This is a genomic window from Okeania sp. SIO2F5 (genome assembly GCF_010692685.1).
Taxonomy (GTDB): domain Bacteria; phylum Cyanobacteriota; class Cyanobacteriia; order Cyanobacteriales; family Microcoleaceae; genus Okeania; species Okeania hirsuta.
In genome coordinates, this window is the sequence record NZ_JAAHGU010000161.1 from 1 (window position 1) to 15,379 (window position 15,379).

General features: G+C 36.1%; 14 protein-coding genes. 11 read left to right on the plus strand and 3 right to left on the minus strand.

Annotated elements, in window-relative coordinates; translation table 11 throughout:
* Positions 1 to 218 precede the first annotated feature (218 nt).
* Complete coding sequence (locus F6K27_RS28865) at positions 219 to 1,433, plus strand: HEAT repeat domain-containing protein (protein WP_287279413.1); 1,215 nt, start codon at positions 219 to 221, stop codon at positions 1,431 to 1,433.
* A 260-nt stretch (positions 1,434 to 1,693) separates the two neighbouring features.
* On the opposite strand, the gene F6K27_RS28870 is transcribed toward F6K27_RS28865, so the two are convergent.
* The gene (locus F6K27_RS28870) at positions 1,694 to 1,798 is read right to left on the minus strand and encodes a DUF3611 family protein (protein WP_240038927.1); all 105 of its coding nucleotides are present in this window, start codon (positions 1,796 to 1,798) and stop codon (positions 1,694 to 1,696) included.
* 490 nt (positions 1,799 to 2,288) lie between these two features.
* Between F6K27_RS28870 and hflX the strand changes: the two genes are divergently transcribed.
* From hflX to F6K27_RS28890, 4 genes are all read left to right on the plus strand, one after another.
* Positions 2,289 to 4,010 carry a GTPase HflX gene (gene hflX / locus F6K27_RS28875; protein ID WP_287279414.1) on the plus strand — a complete coding sequence of 574 codons (1,722 nt, stop codon included), beginning with the start codon at positions 2,289 to 2,291 and terminating at the stop codon, positions 4,008 to 4,010.
* 189 nt (positions 4,011 to 4,199) lie between these two features.
* Positions 4,200 to 4,460 (plus strand): glutaredoxin 3, encoded by a 261-nt coding sequence (grxC, locus tag F6K27_RS28880; RefSeq protein WP_124144718.1) that lies wholly within the window; start codon positions 4,200 to 4,202, stop codon positions 4,458 to 4,460.
* 200 nt (positions 4,461 to 4,660) lie between these two features.
* A complete protein-coding gene (gshB, locus tag F6K27_RS28885) occupies positions 4,661 to 5,650 on the plus strand; it encodes a glutathione synthase (RefSeq protein WP_124144719.1) in 990 nt (329 codons plus the stop codon).
* Between the two features lie 972 nt (positions 5,651 to 6,622).
* On the plus strand, positions 6,623 to 7,747 hold the full coding sequence (locus F6K27_RS28890; protein WP_124144720.1) for a Gfo/Idh/MocA family protein: 1,125 nt from the start codon (positions 6,623 to 6,625) through the stop codon (positions 7,745 to 7,747).
* Between the two features lie 197 nt (positions 7,748 to 7,944).
* Here the strand turns inward: F6K27_RS28890 and F6K27_RS28895 are convergent, their stop codons facing one another.
* Positions 7,945 to 8,487: a GAF domain-containing protein gene (locus tag F6K27_RS28895; RefSeq protein WP_124144721.1), complete on the minus strand. Its 543-nt coding sequence runs from the start codon at positions 8,485 to 8,487 to the stop codon at positions 7,945 to 7,947.
* 179 nt (positions 8,488 to 8,666) lie between these two features.
* On the opposite strand from F6K27_RS28895, the gene F6K27_RS28900 reads away from it, so the two are divergent.
* On the plus strand, positions 8,667 to 9,575 hold the full coding sequence (locus F6K27_RS28900; RefSeq protein ID WP_124144722.1) for an ion channel: 909 nt from the start codon (positions 8,667 to 8,669) through the stop codon (positions 9,573 to 9,575).
* A 136-nt stretch (positions 9,576 to 9,711) separates the two neighbouring features.
* Positions 9,712 to 10,200 (plus strand): DNA-binding protein, encoded by a 489-nt coding sequence (locus F6K27_RS28905; RefSeq protein WP_124144723.1) that lies wholly within the window; start codon positions 9,712 to 9,714, stop codon positions 10,198 to 10,200.
* 164 nt (positions 10,201 to 10,364) lie between these two features.
* On the opposite strand, the gene nadC is transcribed toward F6K27_RS28905, so the two are convergent.
* Positions 10,365 to 11,267: a carboxylating nicotinate-nucleotide diphosphorylase gene (nadC, locus tag F6K27_RS28910; protein ID WP_287279415.1), complete on the minus strand. Its 903-nt coding sequence runs from the start codon at positions 11,265 to 11,267 to the stop codon at positions 10,365 to 10,367.
* A 505-nt stretch (positions 11,268 to 11,772) separates the two neighbouring features.
* Here nadC and nadA point away from each other — a divergent pair.
* From nadA to F6K27_RS28930, 4 genes are all read left to right on the plus strand, one after another.
* Positions 11,773 to 12,744 (plus strand): quinolinate synthase NadA, encoded by a 972-nt coding sequence (gene nadA / locus F6K27_RS28915; protein WP_287279416.1) that lies wholly within the window; start codon positions 11,773 to 11,775, stop codon positions 12,742 to 12,744.
* A gap of 180 nt (positions 12,745 to 12,924) precedes the next feature.
* Positions 12,925 to 13,371, plus strand: a complete 447-nt coding sequence (locus F6K27_RS28920; RefSeq protein ID WP_287279419.1) for a cyclopropane-fatty-acyl-phospholipid synthase family protein — start codon at positions 12,925 to 12,927, stop codon at positions 13,369 to 13,371.
* Between the two features lie 370 nt (positions 13,372 to 13,741).
* The gene (locus F6K27_RS28925) at positions 13,742 to 14,857 is read left to right on the plus strand and encodes a mandelate racemase/muconate lactonizing enzyme family protein (protein ID WP_287279417.1); all 1,116 of its coding nucleotides are present in this window, start codon (positions 13,742 to 13,744) and stop codon (positions 14,855 to 14,857) included.
* Between the two features lie 39 nt (positions 14,858 to 14,896).
* Positions 14,897 to 15,310, plus strand: coding sequence for a class I SAM-dependent methyltransferase (locus F6K27_RS28930; protein ID WP_287279418.1), 414 nt, complete (start codon positions 14,897 to 14,899; stop codon positions 15,308 to 15,310).
* The last annotated feature ends 69 nt before the right edge of the window (positions 15,311 to 15,379 follow it).

The window sequence follows — 15,379 nt, forward strand, 5'->3', positions numbered from 1 at the left end:
GGAATCTGGGGGAGACCCAAAAGCTACGGGAGAGTCCGACCTCTGGTTTGGTAATAGTGATATTGTCCATCTAAGTCATCTCTGTGAGCGTAGAATCATCAATGATGAGAATCCCGCATCATAATCTGTGATTTGATGGCGGGAGTATGTCAATTATTTACCTATTCTGTTTTACCTATTCTGTAAAAGTTGCCTCTGAAAACTCCTAAGAGAACATCATGGCCTATTACAAATCCATCTTTTCTATCATTACGTCCTTGACTTTCCTGTACTCTTCTGCGACCCCGAGTAGAGCTATCGTAGATGATTACAGTACAGGAGAATTAAATAATCGTAGCTTTACAGAGGCAGAAAATTTACAATCAACCAATCAGATTAATTATCCAGTATCATTAACCAAATCTTCATTTCCTCTGTATATTGCTCAAGATACTGATTCAGAGGCCAATAAATCTCAAAATAACAATCAAAAAGAATCGAAATCCTCGGACTCAAAAGTTCCGAAAGCTATTCGTGTCATACTCAAGGCTCTAGGAGGACGAAAAGCACTATTTATTTTAAGCATAACATCAGTTCTTGTCACTGGTACAGCAGTATTTATGTTACTTAAGCTTTTTGACGATCATCAACCTAAAGACTTAGATCCAGAAGACTTACAATCTCAAGATCAAATACCAAAAACAACTTCAACTGATTTAAATTTAAAGGCTAACGATTCCGAACGGTCCCCCTCTAAATGGCCTAGATTCCCAGAAAACTCTTATTTGGCCAATAAAAACAATTCTTTAGATTCTTTTGTCCCCCCATTACAGAAGTCTGGAGAAAATACTTCTGTAGAAATTTCAAAACATAGTTTAAAATCCCATAATTTAGATATTAAAGCTGAAAATTTTTCTACAATTGAGAGTGAAGAAAATAACCACTATGAGCGACCAGAAAATAAAGTGAATTTATCACAAGCAAATAATCAACATTCTACAGTTGAAGACTCTAGAGATATTACTCTGCCAAATAACTATCCTTTACCAGAAGTTAATGTTGTTGAAGAATTAATTAGTGGTCTACAAAATTTTGACCCGAAAAAACGGCATCATGCTATCTGGGAATTAGGTCAAAGAGGAGATTCTAGAGCTGTTCAACCATTAGTTAATTTACTGATAGATTCTGATTCTAAACAGCAAAGTTTAATTTTAGCGACTCTCTCAGAAATAGGAACTAAAACATTAAAACCAATGAATAGAGCTTTAGCAATGTCAATGCAAAATGACAATGCAGAAGTCAGAAAAAATGCTATCCGAGATTTAACTCGAATTTATGAGTTAATCATTCAAACAACTAGCTTATTGCAACAAGCAGAATATGACCCAGACCCTGAAGTTGAAAAAACAGCAAAATGGGCTTTAGAACAGTTAAATAGAATTCGTCCAAGGTGAGTTCAACAATTAACAATTAATAATTAATTATTAATTATTACCTCTTCTGTAATAGAAGGATTGGCTAAAAGTATTTTTTTTCCTTATCTTGGCCGATGGTTGGCCAGCGAGGAGACCCGAAGAGTGACAGAGCCGCTACCTCTTACAGAGGAGCTTTCCTATGGTCATGCTGCGCAAACGCTAACGCTAATGCCATCCCACCCTTCGGGAATCTCCAAAGATCGACCGCTTTTTCTCCATGAATGGAGAGGCTTTATACTTTAATTTTTCGGTAACCAAAAACCAATTCGTCCCCAACGACGAAACGCAAAAGCAATTTCCTGAATGCTTGGTGGAGGAGAGTCTGGCATTAAAAAATTCAACATAATTACCGAAAAAATTGTGGGTATGCGCCTCCCTTTTTAAAGGGATAAAAAAAGAGACTATTCCTGATGTCAAACCTCCTTATTGCAGAGGTACTGATAACTGATAACTGATAACTGAAATGATCGGTCTTATCAAATTATCTTTAAGGTAGATCGCAAGGAATAAATTAAGTTAAAACTCCATTGATTTGAAGCCACCACTTAAGACTTATATTATGTCCGGTAGCATCGGTATTGTATAGCAAAGGAAGGCAACAGGCAACAAACAGGAAGGCAATTGAGCAAGAAAAAAACTTAAATTTCCTGTAGATATCCACGCTAACTTTTACACAAACGATACCAACGGACATGATATTATTTATATTTCCACAAAAATTGTACAAAGGTAATATATCAAGTGGACTGTGTTGAACTCAAAAATTAGGATTATAATAGAATATTTATAATTCTAAAGTAGTATTAGAGAGGGGCCACATTTTCGTGGCTAGGAATGCCTATCGAAACCATCTACGGAAATCTTCAAGGTCTAAAATCTAGCCAACTTAAACAACTGCAAAGGTTGTACCATCAGCGATTACCAAGCGATTGCCTAACTACCTCAGAATTTGCCCAAAGAGTCGCCTCAATCAGCAAAGAAGTTGGCCAACCAGTCTGTGTTTATGTCAATCGTAGAGGAAAAATTATCCGGGTAGGAATTGGCACACCCCGCCAAACCCAAATTCCTCCTCTAGAATTACCCCGTTACGGTGCAAGTCGCCTTAGTGGTATTCGTTGCATCGCTACTAACCTGAAACCAGAAGTGCCTTCAGAAGCGGCTCTGACTGCAATGGTGATTCAACGACTTGATGCTCTGGTGGTGCTTACCCTCACAGGTGAAGGATTTAAACGCAAGGGGGGTGGAGCTACTGGTTACATTAAACAAGCTTATTTAGCTCACTTGTTACCTACTCAAACAGATCGTACAGATACTAATATCCAAGAATTACCGTTTTGGACGGTATCACCTCCTCTGAGTCTGGATATGCTTGCTAAACAAGACTTTATTGACTTGATTGATGGATTAGAAGCAGAATTTCAAAGAGAATTTATTGCCCAAGAAGTTGATTCTGACCAAGATAAGGTTCTGTTGGTGGGGCTAAAAACAGACAAAATGAAGGATAGGGAATTTGAAGATGGGTTAGCAGAATTAGCTAGACTTGTTAATACTGCTGGAGGTCTGGTATTAAAGACAATGCAACAGAAGCGATCGCAACCCCATCCTCAAACTGTGGTGGGAGAGGGTAAAGTTCAAGAGATTGCTCTGACTGTTCAAACTGTTGGAGCTAATTTAGTTGTGTTTGACCGCGACCTTTCTCCTGCTCAAGTTCGTAACCTAGAAACTAAGGTTGGTGTCAGAGTAGTAGACCGTACTGAAGTTATTCTCGATATTTTTGCTCAACGCGCTCAGTCTCGTGCCGGAAAATTACAGGTCGAACTTGCTCAACTAGAATATACTATCCCGCGTCTTACAGGTCGAGGTGAGGCAATGTCTCGTCTTGGTGGTGGTATTGGTACTAGAGGACCTGGTGAAACTAAGTTAGAAACGGAACGTCGGGCAATTAATGCTCGAATATCTCGGTTGCAGAAAGAGGTAAATCAGTTACAAGCACATCGTTCCCGTCTACGTCAACATCGTCAAAGTCAAGAAGTACCAACGGTGGCAATAGTTGGATACACTAATGCTGGTAAGTCTACATTACTGAATACACTTACTAAATCAGAGGTTTATGCTGCAGACCAATTGTTTGCAACTCTAGACCCTACTTCTCGTCGTCTGATTATTCCTGATGCAATTACGGGTAAGCGAATTCCGATTGTGATTACCGACACAGTGGGATTTATTCACGAACTCCCACCTACCCTAATTGATGCTTTTCGGGCAACCCTCGAAGAGGTGACAGAAGCAGATGCTTTACTTCATGTTGTCGATCTGTCTCATCCTGCTTGGCAAAGTCAAATACGTTCTGTGATGACTATTTTGGCGGAAATGCCAGAAACTCCAGGACCTGCTTTAGTTGCTTTTAACAAGATCGATGAAGTAGATGGAGATACTTTAAGATTTGCTCACGAAGAATATCCGATGGCAGTATTTATTTCTGCTGCTAAAGCTCTAGGTTTGGAAACTTTGCGTCAACGACTTGCACAACTTATTGATTATGTTATTGCTTCTTGAACAAGTAGAAATTAAGATAAAGCAGTAAGATAATGAGGTTAAAATAGCACGAAAACTTTTCCCTATTCCTTAACCTCAACATTTAGAATTTTTCAGTAGGCTTAAAATCTAAAATATAATTTTTTTCAGAGCAAATTAATATTAAAATTGTTAAAGAAATATTTTATATAGAAAATCTAATCTATAAATATGGCAGCTAACATAGAAATTTACACTTGGTCAACTTGTCCATTTTGCATCCGCGCTAAAGCTCTGTTAGATAAAAAGCAAGCAGAATATCAAGAATATACTATAGATGGTGATGATGTAGAACGAGAAAAAATGGCTAAAAGAGCTAATGGCCGTCGCTCTTTGCCTCAAATCTTTATCAAAGACCAACATATCGGTGGTTGTGACGATCTATATGAACTAGAGGACCAAGGTAAACTAGACCAATTACTAGAAGTTTAGTATAGTTTTCTATTTCTGTAGTTATTGATTATTTTGTGGCTGGTTCATCTAATTTGTTAAGACTTATTAATTTAACCAGGACTTACCCACGGAAACTAAATGTAGTGAGGGCGAATGGCATTCGCCCCTACTATTGCAACATTTTAGCTGTGTCAAAGCACTACTATTAAAAATATTTTGAAATAATAAACCAAATAAAGATGAAATTTGCATTCATCATAGACCCTATAGAACGACTCAACCAAGTTCACGATAGTACCGTTGCACTGATGGAAGCTGCTCAAGAACTTGGTCACGAAGTTTGGATAACGGAAATTAACCAATTAAGTACTATTGAAAGTAAAGCTTGGGCAACCCTCAAGCGGGCACATTTAATGCCAGTTGAAAGGGTAGAAAATCATTGGGTTGCTAGTAACCCTTGGTATGATTTGGGAAAAGCGATGCTACAACCATTGGAGTCAATGGATGCTGTATTTATGCGCAAAGACCCACCTGTAACAATTCCTTATCTCTATGCTACTTATATTTTAGACTATATTAATCCAGAAAAAACTTTAGTCATAAATTCTCCTCAAGGGTTACGCGCTGCTAATGAAAAAATGTATGCTTTGCAATTTAAAAAGGTAATTCCAGAGACAATTGTTAGTCAAGAAAAAGAGGTAATTAGAGAATTTTTAGAGTCACAAGGAGCAGCAGTTTTGAAACCTTTGGGAGGAAAAGCTGGGGAAGGAATTTTATTTTTAGAACCCACAGATAAAAATTTTAATTCCCTAATAGAAATTAGTACAAAACAAGGTAGAGAACCTGTGATGATTCAGAGTTATTTACCAGCAGCAAAAGAAGGAGATAAGCGAATTATTATGCTTAATGGTAAGTCTATTGGAGCAGTAAATCGGATTCCTACTGGTAAAGAATTTAGAGGAAATATGGCAGTAGGTGGGCGAGTTGCTCAGACAGAAATTACGGAACGAGAATCTGAAATTTGTGAGTATTTAGCACCTAAATTAATAGCAGATGGTTTATATTTTGTTGGTATAGATGTAATTGGTGGTTATCTGACAGAGGTTAATGTTACAAGTCCAACAGGAATTAGAGAAATTGATTTATTTGATAATGTTAATCTGGGGAAACAAGTAATAGAATGGGTAATTGATCGAGTTAAAAGTCAAAAGTCAAAAGCGAGTGTGTAATTCTGAGGGTACCTCAGAATTACACACTCAAGACAGTCAAAAGTAATAATTTGTAATTCCTGTATTTGAATTTATCTGGATTTGTATTTTGCCAGAGCTATTAATTAATATCCTAGAGTCTAAATATAATAGTTAAGAAGTAATATCACAATTAAGTAATTATTTCTTATTAAATTTAGTAGGGTTTTGGTCTCCAAACCTTGAAAATAAAGTACAATTTTGAGAAAGTAAACAGCTCATCTGGCAATATTCAACAGTGGGTTGGCAGGATGTTTAATTAATTTTGCTTAGATACTTAAATATAATTTCAGATTAGTTATAGTTATAAAAAATTAAGGTATCACTATCCTAAATGATTTTTATAAATTCCAAACTTGATAAAAATTATCAAATATTCCTCTGTTAGCTCTTGCCTAAAAAAAACAAATATTTTTTTACAGGAGTTAATAAAATAGAACTGCTATAAGTATTCTTTCCTAACTTATATTGTGTTTCCTTGAATGCTTATAATAAACAATTGATGATTTTTATAACTTTGTAGATTGGGTTGACGCAGGAAACCCAACAATAATAGATACCTGTTGGGTTTGGTCTCACTTGCAAACCTACGGTATTATAACTTAGCTAAGTAGGTAGGTAAAATTAAATAGAAAATGATTGTTGAGACGGAAAACCGGAAAATAAGAACTGTGGATAGTGATTAAACAATTTCTCTCAGCTCACGTGGCATTTGCCTATTGATTTTATTTTTTTTTACCTAATAATTAATAATTACAATTAATAATTAAATAATTCAGGTTAAAAGCTTCCCCTTAAAAGGGGAAAAAAATAAATTTTTTCCTTCTTGGTCAATCCTCTCCCTTTTAGGGAGAGGTAATTATCCATTATCCATTATCCATTAATGAAACCTACCTACTTACTAAAAATTTACCTTCTTCCTTCTTACTTCTTCCTTCTTACTTCTTATAAACAATGAACAATCAAACTATTGGCGTAGCAGTTATCGGTACAGGATTTGGTCAAAAAGTACATATACCAGGTTTACAAGCACATCACAAAACTCAAGTATTAGCTGTCTATAACCCTGATTTAGAAAAAGCTAAATCAATTGCATTAAGCCATAATATACCTCATGGTTGTAATACTATAGAGGAAATTATTTCTATACCTGAAGTTGCAGCAGTAACAATTTCTACTCCACCATTTTTACACTATGAAATGGCAAAAAAAGTCTTATCCGCAGGCAAACATTTATTGTTAGAAAAACCCACAACTTTAAAAGTAGAAGAAGCCCAAGAATTATATCAAATTGCTGCTACTAATAGATGTGTAGCAACTATGGATTTTGAATTTCGTTATGTTCCTGCTTGGCAACTATTTGCAGAAATTTTAGCCGATGGATATGTAGGAGATAAACGCCTAATAAAAATTGATTGGTTAGCATCAAGTCGCGCTAACCCAAGTCGTCCTTGGAATTGGTATTCTCAAAAGGATAAAGGAGGTGGTGCATTAGGAGCGATCGCTTCTCATTCTTTTGATTATATTAACTGGTTATTTGGACCTACGAAAAAACTTTGGGGACAACTGAATACTTCAATTAAAACTCGTCCTGACCCCACAGAGGATAACAAGTTAAAACCAGTAGATGCAGATGATACTTGTAATATTATGCTAGATTTGGCGGACGGTACTCCCTGTCAAATTTGTATTAGTTCTGTTACCTATCAAGGGCGTGGTCATTGGGTAGAAGTTTATGGTAGTAAAGGTACACTAATTATAGGTAGCGATAATCAAAAAGATTATGTACATGGGTTCAAAGTTTGGGGTTCTCAAAATGGGGAGACTTTAGTAGAAATAAAAGTTCCTGACAGATTAGAATTTCCTCAAATTTATCCTGATGGTAGAATTGCACCTTTTATTCGAGTAGTTGATAATTGGGTAAAAGCAATAGAGGTCAGAAAATCTGTAGTTCCATCTCTGAGAGAAGGTGTTTATTCTCAGTTATTAATGGATTTAACCCATGAATCTAATATGACAGGTAATTGGGTCAATGTGCCAGATTTAGATAAATTATTGGCAAATAGTAGTAGCTTTTAACTGAATGTCGTCGCGGGGTCGCACCACTTTGTCAAAGGGACATCTCCTGTAAAATATTTTAATTAAGCTGATTATTCGTAATATTCTTTGTTCAAATTGGTATAATAGACATCTGGTAAAAATCAAAAATAAAATCAATTCTTATCCATAAATATTCAAATATTTCTTTCTGTTCCCTATTCCCTATTCCCTTAATATTAGCTATCTCTAATAGCTGGTGCAGTTGCCAAACTGACTGCTGCCTTTTGCATAATTTCTATATCTGACTTTGACCAGGAGCGTGCATCCTGACATTGATGAGCAACTAGCAACCCCCATAACCTCCTAGAATTAAGAATCGGCACTACTAAATTAGCTTTAACCCTTATACTACGGAGAAAATCTCGATGGCAAGGATGTATTGCTTCTAATTCAATATCTTCGATCACTCGGACTCTTCCCTCTTGATACATAGCAGCATATTCATCATTAAAACATTCATCAGCTCCTGTTGAACCATAAATTGATAGTTCCTCATCACTCAAAGACTCAAATGTTACTTGTCCTTTCCACTCACGATAAAAATAATATAATACTACTCTTTCTGATCGAATATAGCCTCTAATATTATCAAGAGTTTCTTGGATAAAAGTGTTTCGAGCTACATTTTGAGCAAGACGTTTTGTTAGTTTTTCTAAATCCGGGTCAGTATGAGACATATTAGGGCGATTATTACACTCTTTATTGTTACTATTAGCCATGCTCTGTATCAGTTAAATTAAAATTTTTCAAGCTTATATCGGTTGAAAATTTTGACTAGCAGAACGGTCATCTTTATTTTATACTCATAACTTAGTTTGACTCATTTCAAATTTTTTTGCCATGGTTATTTGTCAGATAATTTGATAATTTTCATCAGCACTATTATTCGGTAATTAAAATGAAAAATTTTAAACGAAAACCTCAAAAAACTTTTGTAAGAAAAATCGGTCCTGTAGACTTTATAATTTCAGGAATGACTCGCTTTGAGTGGAGTGATTTTTACCATTGGTTAATACAAATTTCTTGGCAAAAGCTATGGGGAATAATCATTAGTTTTTATTTAATAATTAATATTATATTTACATTTTTATATTTAGCCAGTAGTAATGGAATTGCTAATGCTCAACCTGGTTCTTTTAGTGATGCTTTTTCTTTCAGCGTACAAACCATGGCAACTATTGGTTATGGCGCGATGTACCCGACAAATACTTATACCCATATTTTAGTAACTATAGAAGTTTTTATTGGTCTAATTGCCATGGCAATGATTACAGGACTAATGTTTGCCCGTTTTTCTTTGCCAACTGCACGGGTACTTTTCAGTAAGGTAGCAGTTATTTCTCCTTACAATGGTATTCCGACTCTTATGTTTCGTATTGCCAATCAACGCCAAAATTGGATAGTAGAAACTCAAGTGAGAGTAACTTTATTAATGGATAAAGAGGTTTCTGCTGAAGGACATTCTTTACGAAGATTATGCGATTTAAAATTGGTTCGTTCTCAAACACCAATGCTTGCTCTTACCTGGTTAGTAATGCACCAAATTGATGAAAATAGTCCTTTATATAATTGGTCTGAAGATGATTTTAAGAATTTAAATAATCAGGATATGCGATTTTTTATAATGCTTACGGGATTAGATGAAACTGTTTCTCAGACTATTCATGCTCGTCATATTTATACATTAGACCAGATAATGTGGCATCAGCGTTTTGTTGATATAATGTTTACTTCTGCGGGTGGTCAAAACTATGTTGATTACTCACATTTCCATGATGTTATGCCTTTAGAAATAAGTAAAAATTGACTGAAAATTCAGAAATTAAAGTATGAATGAATACTGATAAATACTGGAAAATCAAAAATTTTTGCCAAACTAAGTTTTTTGTGGTTTAATCATCAAGGGTTATTCACTTTATAAAATATATATTCCGGAATAGTTTATGACAGATACAGTAGGTACAACAGAAGCAGCTTTTCTTCTCAATATTTCTACCGCCAGACTCAGGTTACTTCTCAGGCAAGGTCGCCTCAAAGGAGCCAAAAAGGTCAAACGATTCTGGATAATTCCTTTGAATAGTCGGGGAATGCCAGAAATTACTCCAGGTCGTCGAGGTCCTCAAGGAACTTGGAATAAAGGATTTCGTACAGGCAATACTTTTATCCATGTGCTACGAAGAGAAATTGACTATAACCGAGACAATGGCACATCTTTACCAGCGATATCTGTAAAACAGGGAAACAGAAATTATCGTTGTCACGAAGTAGAGATTCTGGGAAACTGCAAAATCGTGTATCGTCCTCATAAACCTAACAAGAGTCAAGCTGGTGGTGCTCGCCTGTGGATTGAGGTAGACCCTGATATTCAAATAATTCGCAAATCTTTCCTAGATACAGAGCCAGAGGAAAATAAACCTAAAGGTTTTGGTTAGCTTTAAGTCTGATTGTTAAGTTCAACCGAATTTTTCTCTATTTCTCTATTTAATAGTAATAGTATCGGTGTTGCCTTCTTTGACTTTTGGGCTAACACTACAGATTCTTATGGAAATGATTCTGATATTTCTAGCAGTACCAAGCTGCCTCAAAATCCTCTTCCCTATTCCAAACCTCTTCCTCCTCCTGCGATATTGGTAATATTTTTTTCTATCTTCATACTTAAATCTAACCAAGTTGACCGAGTAATAGGAGCGCTAGTAGAAACATAATCGACACCTGTTTCAGCCACATTTCTAATAGTATCTAAAGTAATATTTCCAGAAGCTTCAATTTTAATCCGACTATTGTTTTGCCTAATCATTTTAACTGCTTGCTGCATTACTTCAACAGACATATTATCCAGCATAATAATATCTGCCTGATACTCCAAAGCAGTTTCTACTTCTGCCAATGTTTCTGTCTCCACTTCAATAGTTAAAGGATAAGGTATTGTTTCTCTGACCTTAGCGATCGCTTTCCCAATACCTCCAGCAGCAGCAATATGATTATCCTTAATCATCACCGCATCATCCAAACCCATGCGATGATTTTTTGCCCCACCAACTTGAGTCGCATATTTTTCTAAAATTCTCAGTCCTGGAGTTGTTTTGCGAGTATCAACCAGTTGCACCGACAGATCGGCAATTTTATCTGCATATTTACGAGTCATAGTCGCTATCCCACTCAAACGCATCCCTAGATTTAAGGCCACCCTTTCCCCAGTCAATAAACTATCTAAAGGCCCATCTAATTTAGCGATTACAGTACCCGACTCGCACCATTCTCCTTCTGTAACAGTAGGTAAAAAGTTGACCTTTTCATCCAAAAGTTGAAATACTCTAGCTGCAATTGGTAACCCCGCAATAACTCCTGATTCCTTGACCAACCAATAACCGGCACCTGTAATTACTTGGTCTGTTGAAAATAACCCTGCAGTAGTGCGATCACCCCTGCCAATATCTTCTAGCAGCCAATTTTTTAATAAGTTGTCTAATATTATGTTTGGAGGTATAACAGATTGCATATTGTTACTGAAATTTTATTCAAAATTACTGGCAGAGTAGCTCCCACCTAATATCAAATCCGGTTGAATACTTATTATATAGTTGGGAGTAGGGGAGTGGGAGAGTGGGGGAGTAGTGGAGAAGAAATATTCAAGTAATTTAAGAAATTATAAACAGATATTAAACATCTACTCCACGCATAGGGAGTAGAGAGTAAAGGGAAAGAAATAAGAGTGCGATAATTGATTTGATTTTTTATTATTGGAGATGTCTATCATATAACTAGATTCTATGTGCAACAAAGCCGTATTTGATATAAAATATTTAACACAGCAAATATCAACTCGTCCATTTTTTGAATCTATATTCGTTTACTCAACAAGGTTAACTTTTTCTCCCATAACTAACTCTAAATTCAATTTTTGATGAATTCTACTATAATTAATAAATCTATCATAAAATAGACTGATTAAAGTGTCTTAAACTTACCACTGGTCAATAAGTAAATTACAGAAAGATTTAATAATGTTTGCTACTCAACTTAAAACTAACCAAACTTTAGATAATATACCTAACGATATATTTGAAGCGATCGCTCACCTCAAGCAAGAATTAAATGCTGTTATCTTAGCTCACTATTATCAAGAACCAGATATTCAAGATATTGCTGACTATATAGGTGACTCCCTCGGTCTTTCCCAAAAAGCAGCAGAAACAGATGCAGATGTCATTGTCTTTGCTGGAGTTCATTTCATGGCGGAAACAGCAAAAATTCTCAACCCAAATAAACTGGTACTCCTCCCAGACTTAGATGCAGGTTGCTCTCTCGCCGATAGTTGCCCAGCGGAAGAATTTGCCAAATTTAAAGCAGTCCATCCTGATGCAATAGTAGTTTCTTATATTAATTGCACTGCTGCTATTAAAGCAATGAGCGATATTATCTGCACCAGTTCCAACTCAGTCAAAATAGTTAAGCAAATACCAGCAGACCAACCAATAATTTTTGCCCCAGACCGGAACCTGGGTCGTTATGTGATGGAGCAAACCGGACGAGATTTAATTTTGTGGGAAGGAAGTTGCATTGTTCACGAGACTTTTTCTGAAAAAAAGATGGTGCAATTAAAAATAGAGCATCCCGAAGCTGAAATTATCGCTCATCCAGAATGTGAACCCAGTGTGTTACGTCATGCTAATTATATTGGTTCAACCACTGCTTTATTGAAGTATTGTCAGGAAAACCAAAACCAAACATTTATTGTGGCAACGGAACCAGGAATAATTCATCAAATGCAAAAGAAAGCACCTAGCAAAAACTTTATCCCTGCACCAGCGATGAATAATTGTGCTTGTAACGAATGTCCTCACATGAGGTTGAATACTTTGGAAAAACTTTATCTGGCAATGAAAAATAAAACACCAGAAATTGAGATTCCTGAAGAGACGCGAGTAGCAGCACTAAAACCTATTCAAAAGATGTTAGAACTTTCATTTAATTAGGCAAAAGTTATAGATAGAGGATAAATGACAGAAGCAGTAAAAATTGCCCAACAATATTATGATGACACCGAAACCGACAGAATTTATGCAGCTATCTGGGGAGGAGAACATATTCATTATGGCATCTAAACCCAACCAGACGAAGCAATTCACTATGCGTCCCTGCGTACCGTAGAAACCATTGCCCAAACTCTAGAAAAAATAGACCAAAATTCACGGGTCATCGACCTGGGAGCTGGATATGGAGGGGCAGCTAGGTATTTGGCTAAAACTTATGGCTGTTCCGTGTGTTGTCTCAATTTAAGCCAGTTGCAAAATCAACGCAACAGTCAACTTAATCAAGAACAAAACTTAAGCCACTTGGTAGAAGTTACTCAAGGAAGTTTTGAGGATATCCCCTATGCAGATCACTCCTTTGATATAGTTTGGTCTCAGGATGCCATTGTGCATAGTGGCGATCGCTGTCTAGTTTTCCCAGAAATTAAAAAAATATTAAAACCGGGAGGCGAATTAATTTTTACTGACCCCATGCAAAGCGAAATTTGCCCCCAGGAGCATTGCAACCTGCTTTTGACCGTCTGGGAATTAGTGATATTGGGTCTTATCTGTTTTACAGTCAAACAGTAAAAGAGTTTGGTTTTGAGGAACTACATTTTATTGATCTTTCTCAAAATGTACCAATTCATTATCGACGTTTTGGGGAAGAAGTACAGACAAGGGTTCAATGAAGTGGTCAAATTGACCTCAACAGAATTTACCAGTTATAAATAAATGACAGAGGAGTCAGGAGTCAGAAGTCAACAAAGAAGAAGAAAGAAGAAGAAAGAATAAAGAGGAGGAAAAGGAGAAAGTTTTTTTGATCACTAATTATCCGGACATGATATTATAATTAATTATTAATAATTAATTATTAATAATTAATTGTTGAACACTTTCTTACTTAAGTTTTAGTCAATGATTTAAGCTATTATTTTTGAGTTAACAACAAAATTCAAACATGACAATTAAAATTTGTGAGATCAATATTTACGAAGTAGAATTACCATTAATTAAGCCATATCGAATTTCAGGTGGACGTTTATTTGTGGACAAAATGGACAGCATTATTGTCGCTATTACAACCAGTGATGGTATCGTAGGTTGGGGTGAATCCTGTCCTTTTGGACCATCTTACTTACCTGCTTTTGCTGGAGGAATAAAGGCAGGAATGGCTCAATTAGCTCCTATACTAATAGGAGCTAATCCCCTTGAGTTAGAGAACATAAATCATCTTATGGACTTAACTCTCAAAGGACATTTATATGTCAAGTCTGCTATTGATGTAGCTTGTTGGGATATATTAGGTAAATATGCTAATTTGCCCCTCTATACACTGCTGGGAGGACGTTTTAGCGAACACGCTGATTTAATAGGGGCTTTTGCCAATGGTACACCAGAAGAAATGGTTGCCGATCTCAAACAACGAAGAGATCAAGGATATCATATTTTTTCTCCTAAAATTGGTGGGGAGGTTTCCGTTGATATTGCGCGTATTCAAGCAATCATGGCAGAATTACAGCCACAGGAAAAGATTACCATAGATGCTAATCGTGCTTGGTTGCCAGATCATGCTATTCAAATTATGAATTCTATCAATGATAAAACAGTATATTTTGAGCAACCCTGTGAAACATTGGAAGAATGTTTAGCTGTGCGTCGCCTAACTCAACACCCCATTATTTTAGATGAGTGCATTCACACTTTTCAAGATTTATTATGGGCTCAACGAGAAGGTGTGGCACAAGCTATCAATATTAAAATTGGAAGAGTTGGAGGGCTAACTAAAGCCCGTCAAATGCGAGATTTTTGTCTGGCCACTGGACTTCGTATGAATATAGAAGAAACAGGCGGTAGCGTCATAGGAGGCACAGGTGCGATACATTTAGCCGTTGCTACCCCCCTCAGATATCGTTTAGCGACTTCAGACTCTACTAGATTACATACCGTCATTCCTGCTAAAGGTGGCTATACTTACAAAAAGGGTACAGGTATTCCACCAGAAACACCAGGTTTAGGCATAGAACCGATTATGGAAATATTAGGTGAACCCATTGCCGTTTATACTAAATCATAGTAATTTTTTCTAAAAGTATTTTCTAAACAATATGTAAGAATGATGATCAATCACCAAGAACGATATGATAAATGGGCTTCCACATACAATGTAGATGTTAAAAATAGAAATTATTATGCTCCAAGCTACATCGTAGAATATCTCATGGAACTTGTGAATCAGCAAGTAATAGATTACAGTAACAAATCTGAGCTTAAGGTTTTAGATGCCGGATGTGGTACAGGTTTGCTTGGAGTTAAATTACGCCAAGAGGGATTTTCTTATATTGATGGGGTAGATTTTTCTCATGAGATGGTAAAGTTAGCCTATGAAACAGGCGCATATCAATACTTGATGGGTTGGTGTGATTTGAATAAAAAACCACCCTTTTTTTTCCATCATCAATATGATTTAACTATAGCAATGAGCGCTGGCATCTTTACATATTACATAAATATTGATAATGTAACATAAAAGTAACTGTATGAGCTGTATTTTTCATAAATTAGGCGATCGCTAAAGGTTAAAGTTTTAAGGATGCGT

What these genes read in the sequence shown, in the direction of transcription:
- F6K27_RS28865 (WP_287279413.1), top strand. Translation starts at nt 219, where the DNA reads ATGGCCTATTACAAATCCATCTTTTCTATCATTACGTCCTTGACTTTC.
- F6K27_RS28870 (WP_240038927.1), bottom strand. Translation starts at nt 1,798, where the DNA reads ATGTTGAATTTTTTAATGCCAGACTCTCCTCCACCAAGCATTCAGGAA.
- hflX (WP_287279414.1), top strand. Translation starts at nt 2,289, where the DNA reads ATGCCTATCGAAACCATCTACGGAAATCTTCAAGGTCTAAAATCTAGC.
- grxC (WP_124144718.1), top strand. Translation starts at nt 4,200, where the DNA reads ATGGCAGCTAACATAGAAATTTACACTTGGTCAACTTGTCCATTTTGC.
- gshB (WP_124144719.1), top strand. Translation starts at nt 4,661, where the DNA reads ATGAAATTTGCATTCATCATAGACCCTATAGAACGACTCAACCAAGTT.
- F6K27_RS28890 (WP_124144720.1), top strand. Translation starts at nt 6,623, where the DNA reads ATGAACAATCAAACTATTGGCGTAGCAGTTATCGGTACAGGATTTGGT.
- F6K27_RS28895 (WP_124144721.1), bottom strand. Translation starts at nt 8,487, where the DNA reads ATGGCTAATAGTAACAATAAAGAGTGTAATAATCGCCCTAATATGTCT.
- F6K27_RS28900 (WP_124144722.1), top strand. Translation starts at nt 8,667, where the DNA reads ATGAAAAATTTTAAACGAAAACCTCAAAAAACTTTTGTAAGAAAAATC.
- F6K27_RS28905 (WP_124144723.1), top strand. Translation starts at nt 9,712, where the DNA reads ATGACAGATACAGTAGGTACAACAGAAGCAGCTTTTCTTCTCAATATT.
- nadC (WP_287279415.1), bottom strand. Translation starts at nt 11,267, where the DNA reads ATGCAATCTGTTATACCTCCAAACATAATATTAGACAACTTATTAAAA.
- nadA (WP_287279416.1), top strand. Translation starts at nt 11,773, where the DNA reads ATGTTTGCTACTCAACTTAAAACTAACCAAACTTTAGATAATATACCT.
- F6K27_RS28925 (WP_287279417.1), top strand. Translation starts at nt 13,742, where the DNA reads ATGACAATTAAAATTTGTGAGATCAATATTTACGAAGTAGAATTACCA.
- F6K27_RS28930 (WP_287279418.1), top strand. Translation starts at nt 14,897, where the DNA reads ATGATGATCAATCACCAAGAACGATATGATAAATGGGCTTCCACATAC.